General features: G+C 70.4%; 13 protein-coding genes and 1 pseudogene. 5 read left to right on the top strand and 9 right to left on the bottom strand.

All coding sequences use genetic code 11. From position 1 onward, the window contains the following. A pseudogene (locus tag GB864_RS15800) lies at nt 1–270 on the top strand (hypothetical protein); the annotation flags it as partial. 28 nt (nt 271–298) lie between these two features. Here the strand turns inward: GB864_RS15800 and GB864_RS15805 are convergent. After that, the gene (locus GB864_RS15805) at nt 299–1,633 is read right to left on the bottom strand and encodes a hypothetical protein (protein WP_160426662.1); all 1,335 of its coding nucleotides are present in this window, start codon (nt 1,631–1,633) and stop codon (nt 299–301) included. Nucleotides 1,634–1,754: 121 nt separating this feature from the next. Here GB864_RS15805 and GB864_RS15810 point away from each other — a divergent pair, with 121 nt between their 5' ends. Then, nucleotides 1,755–3,026: an endonuclease/exonuclease/phosphatase family protein gene (locus GB864_RS15810; RefSeq protein ID WP_160426663.1), complete on the top strand. Its 1,272-nt coding sequence runs from the start codon at nt 1,755–1,757 to the stop codon at nt 3,024–3,026. A 54-nt stretch (nt 3,027–3,080) separates the two neighbouring features. Here GB864_RS15810 and GB864_RS15815 read toward each other — a convergent pair whose 3' ends face one another. The 4 genes from GB864_RS15815 to GB864_RS15830 form a co-directional block, all read right to left on the bottom strand. Continuing rightward, entirely contained in the window at nt 3,081–4,592 is a 1,512-nt protein-coding gene (locus tag GB864_RS15815) for a glycosyltransferase family 39 protein (RefSeq protein WP_202107294.1), read from the bottom strand. A gap of 46 nt (nt 4,593–4,638) precedes the next feature. After that, nucleotides 4,639–5,052 (bottom strand): PIN domain-containing protein, encoded by a 414-nt coding sequence (locus GB864_RS15820; protein ID WP_160426664.1) that lies wholly within the window; start codon nt 5,050–5,052, stop codon nt 4,639–4,641. Next, entirely contained in the window at nt 5,049–5,282 is a 234-nt protein-coding gene (vapB, locus tag GB864_RS15825) for a type II toxin-antitoxin system VapB family antitoxin (RefSeq protein WP_160426665.1), read from the bottom strand. The genes GB864_RS15820 and vapB overlap by 4 nt, the downstream gene beginning before the upstream one ends. A gap of 123 nt (nt 5,283–5,405) precedes the next feature. Beyond that, nucleotides 5,406–6,047 carry a helix-turn-helix domain-containing protein gene (locus GB864_RS15830; RefSeq protein ID WP_236779184.1) on the bottom strand — a complete coding sequence of 214 codons (642 nt, stop codon included), beginning with the start codon at nt 6,045–6,047 and terminating at the stop codon, nt 5,406–5,408. Between the two features lie 6 nt (nt 6,048–6,053). On the opposite strand from GB864_RS15830, the gene GB864_RS15835 reads away from it, so the two are divergent. Beyond that, complete coding sequence (locus GB864_RS15835; protein WP_160426666.1) at nt 6,054–7,037, top strand: NAD(P)/FAD-dependent oxidoreductase; 984 nt, start codon at nt 6,054–6,056, stop codon at nt 7,035–7,037. A 357-nt stretch (nt 7,038–7,394) separates the two neighbouring features. On the opposite strand, the gene GB864_RS15840 is transcribed toward GB864_RS15835, so the two are convergent. Further along, nucleotides 7,395–9,989 (bottom strand): AAA family ATPase, encoded by a 2,595-nt coding sequence (locus tag GB864_RS15840; protein WP_160426667.1) that lies wholly within the window; start codon nt 9,987–9,989, stop codon nt 7,395–7,397. A gap of 280 nt (nt 9,990–10,269) precedes the next feature. Here GB864_RS15840 and GB864_RS15845 point away from each other — a divergent pair, with 280 nt between their 5' ends. Further along, entirely contained in the window at nt 10,270–12,036 is a 1,767-nt protein-coding gene (locus tag GB864_RS15845) for a GmrSD restriction endonuclease domain-containing protein (protein WP_160426668.1), read from the top strand. Between the two features lie 253 nt (nt 12,037–12,289). Here GB864_RS15845 and GB864_RS15850 read toward each other — a convergent pair whose 3' ends face one another. Next, complete coding sequence (locus GB864_RS15850; RefSeq protein WP_160426669.1) at nt 12,290–12,682, bottom strand: nitroreductase family deazaflavin-dependent oxidoreductase; 393 nt, start codon at nt 12,680–12,682, stop codon at nt 12,290–12,292. Nucleotides 12,683–12,795: 113 nt separating this feature from the next. On the opposite strand from GB864_RS15850, the gene sigJ reads away from it, so the two are divergent. After that, complete coding sequence (gene sigJ / locus GB864_RS15855) at nt 12,796–13,671, top strand: RNA polymerase sigma factor SigJ (RefSeq protein ID WP_160426670.1); 876 nt, start codon at nt 12,796–12,798, stop codon at nt 13,669–13,671. 12 nt (nt 13,672–13,683) lie between these two features. Here the strand turns inward: sigJ and GB864_RS15860 are convergent, their stop codons facing one another. Together GB864_RS15860 and GB864_RS15865 are read right to left on the bottom strand one after the other, a co-directional pair. Further along, nucleotides 13,684–14,313 (bottom strand): response regulator transcription factor, encoded by a 630-nt coding sequence (locus tag GB864_RS15860; RefSeq protein WP_160426671.1) that lies wholly within the window; start codon nt 14,311–14,313, stop codon nt 13,684–13,686. Then, nucleotides 14,310–15,033, bottom strand: a 724-nt coding sequence (locus GB864_RS15865; protein WP_160426672.1) for a sensor histidine kinase, incomplete at its 5' end; no start/stop codon positions are given. The genes GB864_RS15865 and GB864_RS15860, both read right to left, overlap by 4 nt.

The following is a 15,033-nucleotide window of genomic DNA, read 5'->3' on the forward strand; positions in this document are numbered from 1 at the left end:
GTCGCGCCGGCGGCGCTGCTCCTCGCCGGGGTCGCCGCGCTCCCCCTGCTGGCCGCGTCGGCGCTCGCCCTCGTGGTCGCCGTCGCGGCGGGCATCCGGCTGCGCTCGCGCCGTGCAGCGGGCCGGGATGCCGCACGGCGTCCGCGCCTGGAGGGCGTCGCCCTCACGGGACTGCTGCTCGGCGCGGTGCTCGTCACGGGCGTGGCCGTCCCGGCGCTCGCGGCGACGGAGGCCGGCGTGCGCGCCGTGGAGAGCGGGCACCACCACTGACCGCGCCCGACCTCGGGCCGGCTTCCGACTATCGACGGCCGGCGAGCCGTCGCCGTTCGGCCTTGCGCGCCCGCCGCGCCGTGGTCGCCGCATCCCGCTCGCCGACGATGATGAGCATCCGGTCGCGCTCGTCGACCGAGGCCGTCCCCGTCATCGCGCGGAACGCGAGGACGAGTACGAGCACGGGGCCGGTTGCCGCGGCGATCACGAGCAGCACGACGGCCGGCGCCGGCGCTGCGGCGAATACCGCGCTCAGGCCGAGGCCGAACGCGACCGGGGCGATCGCCGAGAGGATCACGACGAGCCGCCACTCGAGGCGGTGCAGCCCGAGCGCGCTCGGCACCCGCTCGATGCGCAGGCGCCGCGGGCGACCGTCGGCGAGCACCCGACGCACCGCGAGCTCCCGGCGCACCTGGATGACGAAGCGGGCCGCCAGCGGGATCAGCCAGACGACGAGACCGGCCGCCGCGAGCACCGTGCCCACGAGCACGGCGGCGTCGATGACGGATTCGATCGTCGGTCCGTAGGACTGCCGGGACGCGTTGCGACCGGGCTGGCGCAGGACGACGCCGATGAAGAACACGACCGCGCCGGCGATGAGGCCGAAGCGACCGGTTCGGGCGAGCATCCCGAGCATCCGACCAGCCGCTCGCCCGGGCAGATCGGGCCCGTCGTAGGCGATCGCGCGGGCGCGCGCACGGCGGCGCTCGGCGTCGGCCTCGGGCGCGAGCTCGGCCCATCGGTCGAGCAGCGGTTGCATCCGCGCCAGCCGTCGGGGTTCCCAGCTGCGCAGCAGCAGCAGCCCGCCGCCGAGCACGGCCACGGCGGCGGCGATGGCCGTCGTCAGCTGCATGCCCGGTTCGTCCCAGTGCTCGGGCAGCGTCACGGTGGTGAGGAGGACGAGTCCGGCGACGCCGATCATGGTCCAGGCGAGCATTCGCAACCCGAACCGGGGGAACCTCCGCACGAGATCGAGGTCGGCGTCGACGGGCACGATGCCGGGGCGCTCTCGCGCATGCCGTTCGAGGGCGCGCGGTGCGGCGAGCGCGGTGCCGATGACGCCGAGGATCAGTGCGAGCACGGCTCCGAGGACGCCCGCGAGCATCCCGCCCGCGCTGCCTCGCCAGAGGTGCTCGGTCTCGAGGCCGGAGCGCCAGAGCTCGGCGGCGAAGACCTCCTCGCCGAGGATGCCGACGGCGATCGTCACGGTGAGCGCGAGCACCGCTCCGATGACCCAGCCGACGGCGGGCGCCTCGAGCACGCGGCAGCAGGCGAGCACGAACGTCGGCCGGATGCGGCCGTAGCGGACGGTCCCGAGGTCCTGGTCGGCGCGGCGAGGCTGCTGGGGGTCGGGTCGGGGCACCCGCCCGATCCTACGGCGCACCCGCTGCGGAGGAATCCCGTCATCGCGGGTTCTTCCGGACGACATCGAGTACCCCTAGTTTGGGGGCCACTGTCCGGAACCATCCCGCGAAGGAGCACGCATGCACCGGCGATCCCGATCCTCCCTCCTCCTGTCCGCCCTCGCCGTCGGCACGGCGGCGGCCCTCTCGGTCGGCGCGCTGCCGGCCGCGGCCGCACCCGCCCAGGGCGGCATCTCGAAACCCCGCAGCACCGAGCTGCGCGTGGCCACCTACAACCTCTCGCTCAACCGGGCGACCGAGGGGCAGCTCGTCGCCGATCTGACCTCCGGCACGAACGCGCAGGCGAAAGCCGTCGCCGAGGTCATCCAGCGTGCCGACGCCGACGTCATCCTGCTCAACGAGTTCGACTACGTGGAGGGCGGCGTCGCCGCCGACCTCTTCCGCGACAACTACCTCGAGGTCTCGCAGAACGGCGCCGCGCCGGTCGAGTACCCCTACGCGTTCACGGCCCCGTCGAACACGGGCATCCAGAGCGGCTTCGATCTCGACAACGACGGGGTGACCGCCGGCGACCCGGACGACGCGTTCGGCTTCGGCCTCTTCCCGGGCCAGTACGGCATGGCGGTGCTCTCGAAGTTCCCGATCGACACCGACGACGTGCGCACCTTCCAGAACTTCCTCTGGAAGGACATGCCGGGCGCTCTGCTGCCCGACGACCCGGCCACGGCGGCGCCGAACGACTGGTTCACCCCGGAGGAGCTCGCGGTCGTGCGGCTCTCCAGCAAGTCGCACTGGGACGTGCCGATCCAGGTCGGCCGCTCGAGCGTGCACGTGCTCGCCTCGCACCCGACCCCGCCGACGTTCGACGGCGCGGAGGACCGCAACGGCACGCGCAACCACGATGAGATCCGCTTCTGGGCCGACTACATCAGCCCCTTCAAGAGCCGCTACATCGTGGATGACGCCGGCAAGCGCGGCGGTATCGGGCTCACCGAGCCGTTCGTCATCCTCGGCGACCAGAACGCCGACCCGGTCGACGGCGACTCGACCGCCGACGCGATCGACCAGCTCCTCGGCCACCCGCGGCTGATCGACCCGAAGCCCACGTCGGCAGGCGCTCCCGAGGCGGCCGTGCTGCAGGGCGGCGCGAACCTCACGCACCTCGGCGACCCGAAGTACGACACCGCCGACTTCACCGACAACGCGCCCGGCAACCTCCGGGCCGACTACGTGCTGCCCTCGAAGGTGCTGCTCAAGGTGCAGGGGGCCGGGGTCTTCTGGGTGACGCAGTCCGACCCGCTCGCCCGGCTCATGCCGTACAACGTGACGAGCGACCACCGGCTCGTCTGGGTCGACCTCACGGTGCCCGGCTGGACGGGCTGGATCAGCTGATCGGCCGCCCGGCGGACGGACCGCACGTCCGTTCGCCGGGTGCCGCCCCTCGCCTCAGCTGAGGTGCGCCAGCTTCGGCCAGAGCTCGGCCCAGGTCGTCGTCATCCCGGTGCAGACCGTGATCGGCAGCCCCTGCTCCTCGTTGTCGACGTCGACGCCGTCGTCGAGCCGGTCGACCTCGGTGCAGGTCTCGAACGACCCGCGGATGATCGGGCCGATGCCGCCGACGAACACGGCGGAGGTCGCGTCATCCGGCGGCCGGGCCGCGAACCACAGTTCGTTGTGTCCGCTGTATACCGCGTCGTCGATGCCGAAGTCGGGGCCGTAGCGGGCGACGGCGCCCGCCTCGCCGTAGTTGGCGGTCACGACGACGACGTCGTCCGGGGCATCCTCGACGGCCGCCGCGATCTGCGCGACGTAGGCGGGCCAACCGACGGAGTCGGCCGCGACCTGGTTGACCGCGGGGATCGGCGTCGTGCCGAGCACCGTCGCCGGCACGAGCGGGAGCGCGATGCAGGCGGAGACGATCCCGTTGAGCGCGACGGCCGCCCAGACGAACGCGGCGCGCGGCCGGGTGCGCATCCACGCCTCGGTCGGCACGCACCCGACCCCGAGCAGGATGACGAGGCTGCCGACCGGGTAGTGCGGCTGGGCGCCGCCGGCGAACGTGAACACGAGCATCACCGCGAAGACGACGGCGACGAAGCGGATGCCTCGCAGCTCCGGCCGGCGGAAGGGCGCGACGAGTCCGGCGATCCACACGGGCACGAGCAGCGGGCCGATCATGAGCAGCAGGAACGGCCACATCAGGATGCGGGCCTCGCCTCCGCCGTCGGCCTCGAGCGCCGCGCCCATGCGCAACTGCGGCCACTCGTTGGTCGCCTGGTAGAGCACGTTGGGCAGGGCGAGCAGCAGCGCGATGCCGACGCCCGCCCAGAGCCACGGCGAGCGGAGTTCCCGCCGCGGGCCGAAGAGCAGGAGCCCGAGGCCGATGCCGACGAGCAGCAGGGCGACGAGCAGCTTGTTGGAGCTGGCGAGCCCCGCGACCGCGCCGACGACGAGCCACCAGCGGGGACGGCTGCGCAGCACGGCGCGCATCGCGGCGAGCGCGACGAGCGGCCAGACGAGCAGGTCGATCGAGGACGACAGGAACGCGTGGCCGAACACGAGCGGGAAGCCGGCGCCGGCGGCCGCCCACGCGGCGAGGGTCTGCGCGCGCCGGCCGCCGCCGGCCTCGCGGGCGATGAGGGCGACGACGAGCACGGTCGCGACGCCGGCGAGCATGGCCGGGATCCGGAGCATCCACGGTTCGTCGACGATGCCGGCGAGCCAGTGCGCGAGGAGCGGGGTGAGCGGCGGCTGGTCGACGTAGCCCCAGGCCGGTTCGAGCATGCGGTAGTACAGCTCGTCGCGGTGGTACCCGTAGGCGTTGCTCGTCGCGGCGAGCAGCACGCCGAGCACCGCCATCGCGAGCCCGACGGGCCCCCAGGCGATCGGGCCGAGCCGGATGCCCCGCTCCCCCGTCGTCGTCGACGGCGGCTCGGGCGGCGCGGCGGTCGGCGGCATGCGCACAGGGTAGGGCGGTGCCCGCGCCGCCGCACCTGGATGACGGCTACGTCGCCGGCTCGCTCCAGTCCTCGACGCGCAGGCCGTCGACTCGTGCGAACTCGCGGACGTTGTTCGTCACCATGGTGAGCCCCGCCGATCTGGCGTGCCCGGCGAGCAAGGTGTCGAAGGGACCGATCGGGGTGCCGGCGGTGCGCAGTGCGGCGCGGATGCCGCCCGCATGCGCGGCGGCGGCCTGGTCGAAGTCGAGCACGTCGACGAGGGCGAGGAGCCCGTCGACCGCGGCGCGGGCCTGGGTCGGGTCGGCGGAGCGCCAGACGCCCTCGTGGAGTTCGGCGACCGTGATCGTCGAGACTGCGGCGAAGCCGCTGACGCGGTGCATGCGTTCGCGCAACACCGGGGTGCGGTTGCGGAGGGCGAAGATCACGATGTTCGTGTCGAGCAGGTACTCGACGCTCACGCCCAGCCACGCTCCTCGGCGACGCCCTGATCGCGCTCGGTCAGGAAATCGTCGGGGGCGAGCGGCGCGTGATCGAACCAGTAGTCGACGGCGCCGCCCGCCGGCGTGACCACGCGGGCGTCGCCGACGACCAGGATGTCGACCGCCTTCACGTCGTCGCCGAACGCCACGTCCTTCGGCAGCCGTACGGCCTGGGTTCGGTTGTTCTTGAAGACCGTCGTGCGGATCACGGTGACTCCATATCCCGGCGGGATATCCGCCGTATCCGGTGAGTATATCCCGCACGACGGACACCCCGTTGGGACGCAGAGCGCCCGGCCCCCTCGCGGGGTACCGGGATGCCCGGCCGCGGCTCACGCCGACGCGCGGGTGTGCACCTTCGCGCCCTGGGGGTTGAAGAGGCAGAGCACCTCGAGCACGTCGGGGCCGGGGTTGTGGAAGCCGTGCGGCACCCGGGTGTCGAACTCGGCCGCCTCGCCGGCTTCGACGATGAGGTCGTCGTCGGCGAGCAGCAGGCGCATGCGCCCCGAGATCACGTAGATCCAGTCCCAGCCGGGGTGCACGTACTGCCGGATCGGGGTGTCCGGCGTCGGCGGAAGCACCTGCTTGAACGCCTCCCACGAGCCGGTTCCGCCCGACAACGGCACCGTGACGACGCCGCCCCGCACTCGCGGTCTCGGGTGGATGCGCGGGTCGCCGAGCGGCGGGGCGCCGACGAGGTCGTCGAGCGGCAGCCGGTAGAGCCGCGCGAGGGGCAGGAGCAGGTCGAGCTGCGCACGGCGGGCACCGGACTCGAGGCGCGAGAGCGTGCTCGTCGAGATGCCGCTGGCTTCGCTGACCGCCCGCAGGGTCAGGCCGCGGGACTCGCGGATCGCCCGCAGCCGTTCGCCGATGCCGGCCAGTTCGTCGCGCTGCTCCATGCGGTTGACCCCGTTCGCTCGCTCGTTGCTGTTCCAGCAACTATTCTTGCCGATCCAGACGGCCGAGGCGAGCATGGACGTATGAACGAGGAACTGCGAGACCGCGTGGATGAACGGACGCCGTCGGATGCCGGCGGCGACGCCGATGTGGTGATCGTGGGCGGCGGCCCCGCGGGTCTCAGCGCCGCGCTCTCGCTCGGCCGCGCCCGCCGCCGGGTCGTCGTCATCGACTCCGCCGAGCCGCGCAACCGCACGGCCGCCCACATGCACGGCGTGCTCGGCCACGACGGGCTGTCGCCCCTCGTGCTGCTCGAGCGCGGCCGCGCCGAGGCGGCGGGATACGGTGTGCGCTTCCTCCGCGAAGCGGTGCGCTCGGCGAGCGTCGAGGCCGACGGACTCATCGAGGTGCAGACCGCGGCCGGCATGATCCGTACGCGCCGGCTCCTCGTCGCCACCGGGCTCGAGGACGCACTGCCCGACATCCCGGGCTTCCAGGAGCAGTGGGGACGGGGCGTCGTCGTCTGCCCGTACTGCGACGGTTGGGAGCACCGCGACGACGTCGTCGGCATCGTCGCGACGTCGCCGCAGAGCGTCCACCAGGCGCAGCTGCTGCGGCAGTGGTCGCACCGCGTCGTCTACTTCGAGAACGTCGTCGGGGAGGCATCCGAGGTCGAGCTCGAACGGCTCGAACGCCGCGGCATCCGCGTCGTGACCGGCCCGGTCTCCGCGCTGCGCATCGAGGACGGCGATCTGACCGGCGTCGAGGTCGGCGGGAACGCGGTCGACGTCGGCGTCGTCTTCACCGGTCCGACGATGCGCCCGCGCGACGAACTGCTGCGCGCCCTCGGCGCGGCGACGACCGAGAGCGAACTCGGCTCCTGGGTCGACGTCGACGCGGACGGCCGCACCTCGGTGCCGGGCGTCTGGGCGGTGGGCAACGTCGTGAACGTGCGGGCGAACGTGTCGGTCTCGCTCGGCCTCGGCTCGCTCATGGCCGGCGCGCTGAACGCCGACCTCGTGGCCGACGACATCGCGCGCCTCGCCCCGGCCACGCTGGTCGAGTAGCGACCCGCCGCCGGTCGAGTAGCGAAGAAGGAGCGTATCGAGACCCCCGCACGCTGGTCTCGATACGGCGCTGCGCGCCTACTCGACCCACGAACGCCGGTCGAGTAGCGACGAAGGAGCGTATCGAGACCCCCGCACGCTGGTCTCGATACGGCGCTCCGCGCCTACTCGACCCACGAACGCCGGTCGAGTAGCGACGGAGTCGCGTATCGAGACCCCCGTCACCAGGTCTCGATACGGCGCTCCGCGCCTACTCGACCAACGAAGGCTGCGCGCCTACTCGACCGACGAGTTCCGCGACCGACGAACGCCCGGCTCCTCGGAAGGGACCGGGCGTTCGTGCTGCGAAACTGCCGGTTACGCGGCTGCCGCGAAGGCGGGCCGGTCGGCCGTCACCAGGAGCATGCCGCCCTGGGCGTCGACCGTCACGCTGCCGCCGTCGGCGAGCTCGCCGCTGACGAAGAGCTCGGCGATGCGGTCATCCACCTCGCGCTGGATGAGGCGGCGCAGCGGCCGCGCACCGAACTCGGGCTCGTAGCCGTGCTCGGCGATCCACTCAACGGCCGCGTCGGTCGCCGCGAAGGCGATCTCACGGGCATCCAGGCGACGCGAGGTCGCCCCCAGCAGCAGTCGCACGATCTCGGCGAGCTCGACGCGCTCGAGCTTCTGGAACAGCACGATCTCGTCGATGCGGTTCAGGAACTCGGGGCGCATGGACTCGCGGAGCTTGCCCATGACCCGTGCGCGGACGTCGTCCGGCAGGGCGCCGCGCGAGGCATCCTGCACGAAGCCCATCGCGCCGGAACGCGAGGCCAGGAACTCCGAACCGAGGTTCGAGGTCATGATGACCACCGTGTTGCGGAAGTCGACCGTGCGGCCCTGGCCGTCGGTGAGGCGTCCGTCGTCGAGCACCTGCAGCAGCAGGTTGAAGACATCCGGGTGGGCCTTCTCGATCTCGTCGAACAGCACGATCGAGTACGGGTTGCGCCGCACGCGCTCGGTGAGCTGGCCGGCCTCGTCGTAGCCGACGTACCCGGGAGGGGCGCCGACCAGTCGGGACACGGTGTGGCGCTCGCCGAACTCCGACATGTCGAAGCGGATGACCGCTCCGTCGTCGTCGAACAGCGACCCCGCGAGGGCCTTCGCGAGCTCGGTCTTGCCGACGCCGGTCGGGCCGAGGAAGAGGAACGAGCCGACCGGGCGGCGACTGTCACCCATGCCGGTGCGGTTGCGGCGCACGGCCTTGGCGACGGCGGCGACCGCGTCGTCCTGGCCGACGACGCGCCCGTGCAGCTCGGCTTCGAGGGTGCCGAGGCGCTCGCGCTCCGTCTCGGTGAGGCGGTTGACGGGGATGCCCGTCGCGCGCGAGACCACCGCGGCGATCTGCGCCTCGTCGACGACGGCTTCCTTCCCGTTGGTCGAGTAGCGAGCGCCAGCGACCGTCTCGAGACCCGTCGCCTCAGCCAGCTTCGCCTGCACCTTCGCGACCTCATCGCGGATCCGCGACGCCTCCTCGTAGTGCTCGGCGCTCACGGCGGCGTTCTTGTCAGCCTCCAGCTCGGCGAGCCGGCTCTGCAGTCCGCTGATGTCGACCGCGACGCCGAGGCGCAGACGCAGCCGTGCACCGGCCTGGTCGATGAGGTCGATGGCCTTGTCGGGCAGCACGCGGTCGGTGAGGTACCGGGCGGACAGCTCGACGGCGGCGCGGATGGCCTCGTCGGTGAAGTGCACGCGGTGGTGCTCCTCGTAAGCGGGGCGGAGGCCGGAGAGGATCGCGACGGCGTCCTCGATGGAGGGCTCGCCGACGCGCACCGGCTGGAACCGGCGCTCGAGGGCCGGGTCCTTCTCGATGCGGCGATACTCGCTGAGCGTGGTGGCGCCGACCAGGTGGAGCTCGCCGCGGGCGAGACGGGGCTTCAGGATGTTTCCCGCATCCATGCCGCCGCCGTCACCGCCGCCGCCCGCACCGACGACGGTGTGCACCTCGTCGACGAAGACGATGAGCTCGCCCTGCTGAGCGGAGATCTCGTCCATGGTCTTGGTGAGACGCTCCTCGAAGTCGCCGCGGTACCGGGTGCCGGCGAGCATGCCGGGCAGGTCGAGCGCGATGACGCGCTTGCCGTGCAACTGCTCGGGCACCTGGTCGGCCACGATCGCCTGGGCGAGGCCCTCGACGATGGCGGTCTTGCCGACGCCGGCCTCGCCGATGAGCACGGGGTTGTTCTTCGTGCGGCGCGAGAGGATCTCGATGGTCTGCTCGATCTCGTCGGCACGGCCGATCACGGGGTCGAGTTCGCCGGCCTCCGCGAGGGCGGTGAGGTCGGTGCCGAACTTGTCGAGCATCGGAGTGCTCGACTCGGGCTCGCCGTCCTCACCATCCGCCGGTCGAGTAGGCGCGCCAGCGCCGTATCGAGACCCGTCGTTCCCCTCACGCACGGCCTGCACCAACGCATCGGCCGTCACACCGGCCTCCGCGAGCACGCGCCCGGCAGGAGCATCCTGGCCGAGCACGAGCGCGAAGAAGACGTGCTCGGGGTCGATGTAGGTCGCGCCGGACGAGCGGGCCACCTGGTAGGCGTGGAACAGGGAGCGCGAAGCGCTCGGGGTGATGGTGGCCGAGTTGACGTCCGCCGAGGTCGTGGATGCCTCGGGCAGACGCGACTCCGCTCCGCGGCGGATGCGCTCCGGGTCTGCGCCGATGCCGCGGATGGCCTGCTGCACGGTCTCGTCGTCGACGATCACGCGAAGGATGTGGAGCGCGTCGAGCTCGGTCTGACCGCGCTCGAGCGCGAACGCGCCTGCCTGCTGCAGGACGCGCTGGGTGCGCTGGGTGAGGAACCGGCTGAGGTCGATGGACCGCGTCTGCCGGGCACGCTCGCCGTCGAGGTAGCGGGCGAGGAACTCGTCGAACGAGCCCTGCTGGCCGCTCTCGTTGGTGAAGTCTTCGGGCACTGAGCTGCCTCCTGATCGAGACTTGAGTTAGGTACGCTCAGGTTCAACCCGGGGAGGCAGACCCGTATTCCCTCGGCGTGCCCTGCGGGCACCGCAAGCCCACGTACTGGGGCCACGAATCACTTGAAGCCCACTGAAAAGTGGAACATTCAGCACCCGAAGAATCGATAGGCTCCTTAAACTGGCGACCCCAAGCTACGCCGTTTTAGCTTGACCAACCGCCCCACGAGGCCCGCAGAACTTGCGGGGCTTCGACACCCACGGTTCAGGAGCACAATCGATGGCCGAACTCGACTCGCAGCCAAAGTCTATTCAGTCTCTATATGGCTGGTACAACGAAGGCAAACTAACAGTCAATCGACGTTATCAGCGAAAGCTCGTATGGACGCTAGAGGAAAAGCAGCGTCTCGTCGAGTCGATCCTCAAGCGCTATCCCGTTCCCGCGGTACTCCTGGCCGAGCGGCCAGAAGGTGGTTACGAGATTATTGATGGACTCCAACGCCTTTACACGCTTATGTCTTTCATTGAGACCGGGTTCAACACCCTGGATGGCCGACGTTTCGACGTGGCCGCTTTCCCGACTGCAAACGACAGGGCAAACGGCGGAGGCTTCGCCATTTCAGAGACCAGCGACACGATTGCCCCTAGAGAGGTAAGCACCTTTCTTGACTATACTCTCGCGGTATCAGTAATGCGCGGGGCCACCGAAGACGAAATTGATGACGTGTTCGGTCGAATCAATACGTACGGACACCAGCTTAGCGACCAGGAGCGTCGACAAGCCGGCGTCCAAGATGCGCTATCCGAGACAGTACGAACCCTTGGATGCTCGCTACGCGGAGACGAGTCGAGCGACATGCTCGACCTCAGCGCAATGCCGTCAATCAGCATTGACCTCCCTAAGACAAAGCACGGGTACCAGGTTCGTGCCGACGAGGTATTCTGGGTCGCTGAAGGCATTCTGCGCTCCACCGATCTTCGCGACAGCATGGACGAGCAGTGCATTGCGGATATCCTCGCGTGCGTTGCCGGAGGAAAGCTAATTCCGAGGTCCAAAGAGGCGCTTGACGCCGTATACCAGTCAGGTGACCCAGAAAACGCGAGACTGACTGCAGCACTGGAAACGTATGGCACTGACGCGATCTCCGACGAGATCAAGTACTGCATTGACGAGATACTCAAGGTCACGCATGCCGGGACGCACAAGAAGTTGCGAAGCATCGTCTTCTCAAAAAAGACCAACAACGCATTCGCCGCCCTCTTTGCTACTATTGTGATCGCGTTCCACGAGGTTCTAATCGGTGGAAAGAATAAGATCTCAAACTATGCCGGCGTCAAGACTGCAATCACAAAGCTGGATGGACGAATCGATACCGGGCGCGGATCAACAAGCCCTGAAGAGCGACGAAAGAACGTTGATGCCGTTAAGGGCCTCCTCAGTTCTCACGTCGTCACTAGTAGCCTAAAAGAAGTCTACTCGAACCATTCCGTAACCGACATTGATAGCACAATTCGTCGCTCGGAGATCGAGCACTCATCCTACGAACTCAAGCAAGGCATCCTCCGCCTCAGCAACGACAGATCCATCGACGAGAACGTATTTGATAAAGTGATCCACACCATTTGCGCCATAGCCAATAATGGCCCGCAGATTGACGGGACCGTGATCATCGGCGTTGCTGACAAGGCAGCTGACGTCCGGCGGATTATCGAACTCGACGCGGTCACACCCCGGCTGGTAGGGAAGCGTTCTGTGGTCGGCGTTAGGCGCGAAGCGACTGCACTTAATGAATCGACCGAAATCTACTTCGCAAGATGGAAGAGCGCCATCAAGAATTCCGAACTGAGCAGCCCCCTTCGTGAGGATGTACTAAGCAAGCTTAGCTATCATGACTATTTTGGGCTTGGAATTATCGTAGTTTCCGTCCCAAAGCAGACCGAAGTCTCGTACGTCGGCGCCGACATATACATTCGCAGTGGTGATGATACAGAAATTGCCGCTGACGGTAAGGCGATTGCGAGCGTCCTTAAGCGATTCCATCGCTAGATCCGCTAGCTGGTGCGGCTGGAGTTGCCGGGCACTACAAGCGAGATTCGCTTTCCGTCCGGCCCGCCCCAGCTTGTCCGGGTTCGCGGCGTATGCATCGTGCGCGTGGCCTACGACACGACGGAACTCCCCCGCCGCCGCGGGCGAGCGAGTCGACCTCATCGCGGGCGACGCGGAGAACGGCTGGGCGTGGTGCCGCACCCCGTGCCGGCCGCCGACTGACGCTGCACGAGAGAACGACAGGCAGCCAGCCTCACCGCTCCAGCACGAGCGCCGCCGGGAACCGGCCGATCAGCGCGCGCACCGGGCCGCGGGCGAGCCGCTTCGCCTCCGCGGCGTCGATGACGCGCGGGTGGGTGAGGGCGACGTCGCGGCCCTTCCAGTGGAGCGTCGCGCCGTCGGCAGCCAGCACGTTGCGCGCCCAGTTCGTGCCCGTGCCCCACGGCAGGCCGATCATCACGATCGAGCGGTCCGTCGTCGGCACGACCGCGATCGGGGTCTCGTAGGCGGTGCCGCTCTTGCGGCCGTGGTGGCGGATGACCGCCCACAGCGGCATCCATCGCCGGCCGGCCAGGGCGCGGGCGACGGGGGCGGTCGCGTTCACGAGGCCGCGGGGCGGACCGGAGGGCTGCTTCGTCTGGGTCATGCAACTGGGACGGCTGAGCGGTCGCGAATGTGACCGCGCCGCCGCGAGTGCGACAGCCGGGCGGGCATCCGGCGCTTGCGTCACATCCGGGGCGGGTGGATCGTCTTCCTGTCATGTCCGACTTCGCCGAGCTCTGGGATGCCCATCGCGGCGTCGTCCGCGACGTCGCCTACCGGGTGCTCGGCTCGGTCGCCGATGCCGAGGATGTCACGCAGGAGACGTACCTGCGCCTGCTCGCCCGAGAGGCCGACGCCGATGCAGCACCCCTCGACGAACCGCGCGCGTGGCTCATCACCGTCGCCTCCCGACTCGCGATCGACCGGCTACGAGCGCACGAGCACTCCCGCCGCGCCTACGTCGGCCCGTGGCTGCCAGAGCCGATCGTCGCCGACGAGCGCACCCTGCCCGAGGACCGCGTCACCCTCGACGACTCGGTGCGCATGGCACTGCTCGTCGTGCTCGAACAACTCAGCCCCGCCGAGCGCACGGCGTTCCTGCTGCACGACGTCTTCGACCTCGACTTCGAGCGCGTCGCCGACGTGCTCGGCGTCAACCCGGGGGCGGCCCGGCAGTCGGCCTCGCGGGCACGCAAGCGCATCGCCGCGCAGGGCTCGGCGCGCTTCGCCGTCGATCCGGCTGCGGCACGGCGGCTGTCGGAGCGGTTCGCGGCCGCCGCTACCGAGGGCGACCTCGAGGGGCTCGTCGCGGCGCTCGCGGCGGATGCCCGGGGGCACTTCGACTCCGGCGGCGCCTTCCCCGACGCCCCGACCGAGGTCGTCGTCGGCGCGGAGCGCATCGCCCGCCAGTTCCTCGCGACGGTCGGCGGGCCCGGCTTCACCTTCGAAGTCGCGGCGGTCAACGCGGAGCCCGGCATCGTCGTGCGCCGCCGCGGCCGCGTCATCTCGGTGCTCGCGCTCGAGTATGCGGATGACCGCATCACGGTCATCCACGGCATCGGCAACCCGGCGAAGCTGGGGCACGTCACCTGACCTGCGGCGCCGCTACCCCCGCAGCGAGCGGATCGTGCGCGCGAGCTCCTGGCGGTCGGCCGCGCCGACCTTCAGCATGATGATCGAGACGTAGTTCGCGACCGTCTTCGTCGAGAGGCCGAGGCGCTCGGAGATCACCGGGTTCGTGAGGCCGCGGCCGACGAGGTCGGCGATCGAGGACTCGCGGGCCGTGAGGCCGGAGAGCGGCGGCGGGATCGTCGGAGCGGACGGCGCGCCGCCGCCGCCGAGGGGCCGGGGCACGCCGGGTCCGAGCCACAGGGCGCCGCCGGCGGCCGCGGCCACCGCGGCGAGGATCTGCTCCGGCGAGGACTGCTTCGTCACGTACGCGGAGGCGCCCGCGCGGAGCATCCTCGACACCGTCGACTCGTCTTCGAGCTGCGTGATGACGACGACCCGCACGTCCGGATGCCGCGCCGTCAGCTGCTCGGTCGCGGCGATGCCGTCGAGATCGGGCATCGAGACGTCCATGAGCACGACGTCGGGCTGCGTCTCGGCGACGACCGCGAGCGCCTCGAGCCCCGAGCCGGCCTCCCCCACCACGTCGACCTCGCTCGCTCGCAGCAGCGCGGCGAGCCCCTTGCGGAACACCGGGTGGTCGTCGACCACGACCGCGCGGGTCATCGGGCGACCTCGCTCGCGACGTTCGCTCCCTCGCGGGATGCCGGCGACTGGGAAGCCGGGGCCAGCGGCAGTTCGACGCGCACGAGCGTGCCGCCGCCCGGCGGTCGGGTGAGGCGCACGCGTCCGCCGAGCTCGGCCGCGCGTTCACGGATCGAGCGCAGCCCGAGCCCCGGCGTCACGACGCTCGGCATGCCGACCCCGTCGTCGGCGATCACGATCTCCAGCTCGCCCCCGTTCCGCGCGACCTCCACCCGGCACGTGGATGCCCGTGCGTGCCGCCGCACGTTCGTCACGGCCTCCTGCACGATGCGCAAGGCCGCGAGGTCGACCGCGGCCGGCAGCTCGGCGAGCTCCCCCACCGCGAGGTCGACGTCGTCGCCCGGTCCGAGCCGTTCGCGGATCGCGGCCTCGAGCCCGAAGTCGTCGAGCACCGGCGGGCGGAGCCCGTGCGAGATCTCGCGGGATCGGGCGACCGTCTCGCTGATGTCGCGCTGCAGCTCCCGCGCCGACTCGGCGAGGTCGGCATCCACCTTCTCGGCCCGCCGCGAGATCGCGGCCGCCCCGAGCGCGAGGCCGGAGAGCGCCGGCCCGAGGTCGTCGTGGAGCTCGCGGCGGAGCCGCCGGCGCTCCTCCTCGCTCGCGCCGAGCAGCGCGGCCTGCGCCGCGCGCGACTCCTGCAGCGAGCGCGCGCCGTCGAGGGCGGGTGCCGCGTGCCGGGCG

This window comes from Agromyces seonyuensis (assembly GCF_009789225.1).
Lineage (GTDB): Bacteria > Actinomycetota > Actinomycetes > Actinomycetales > Microbacteriaceae > Agromyces > Agromyces seonyuensis.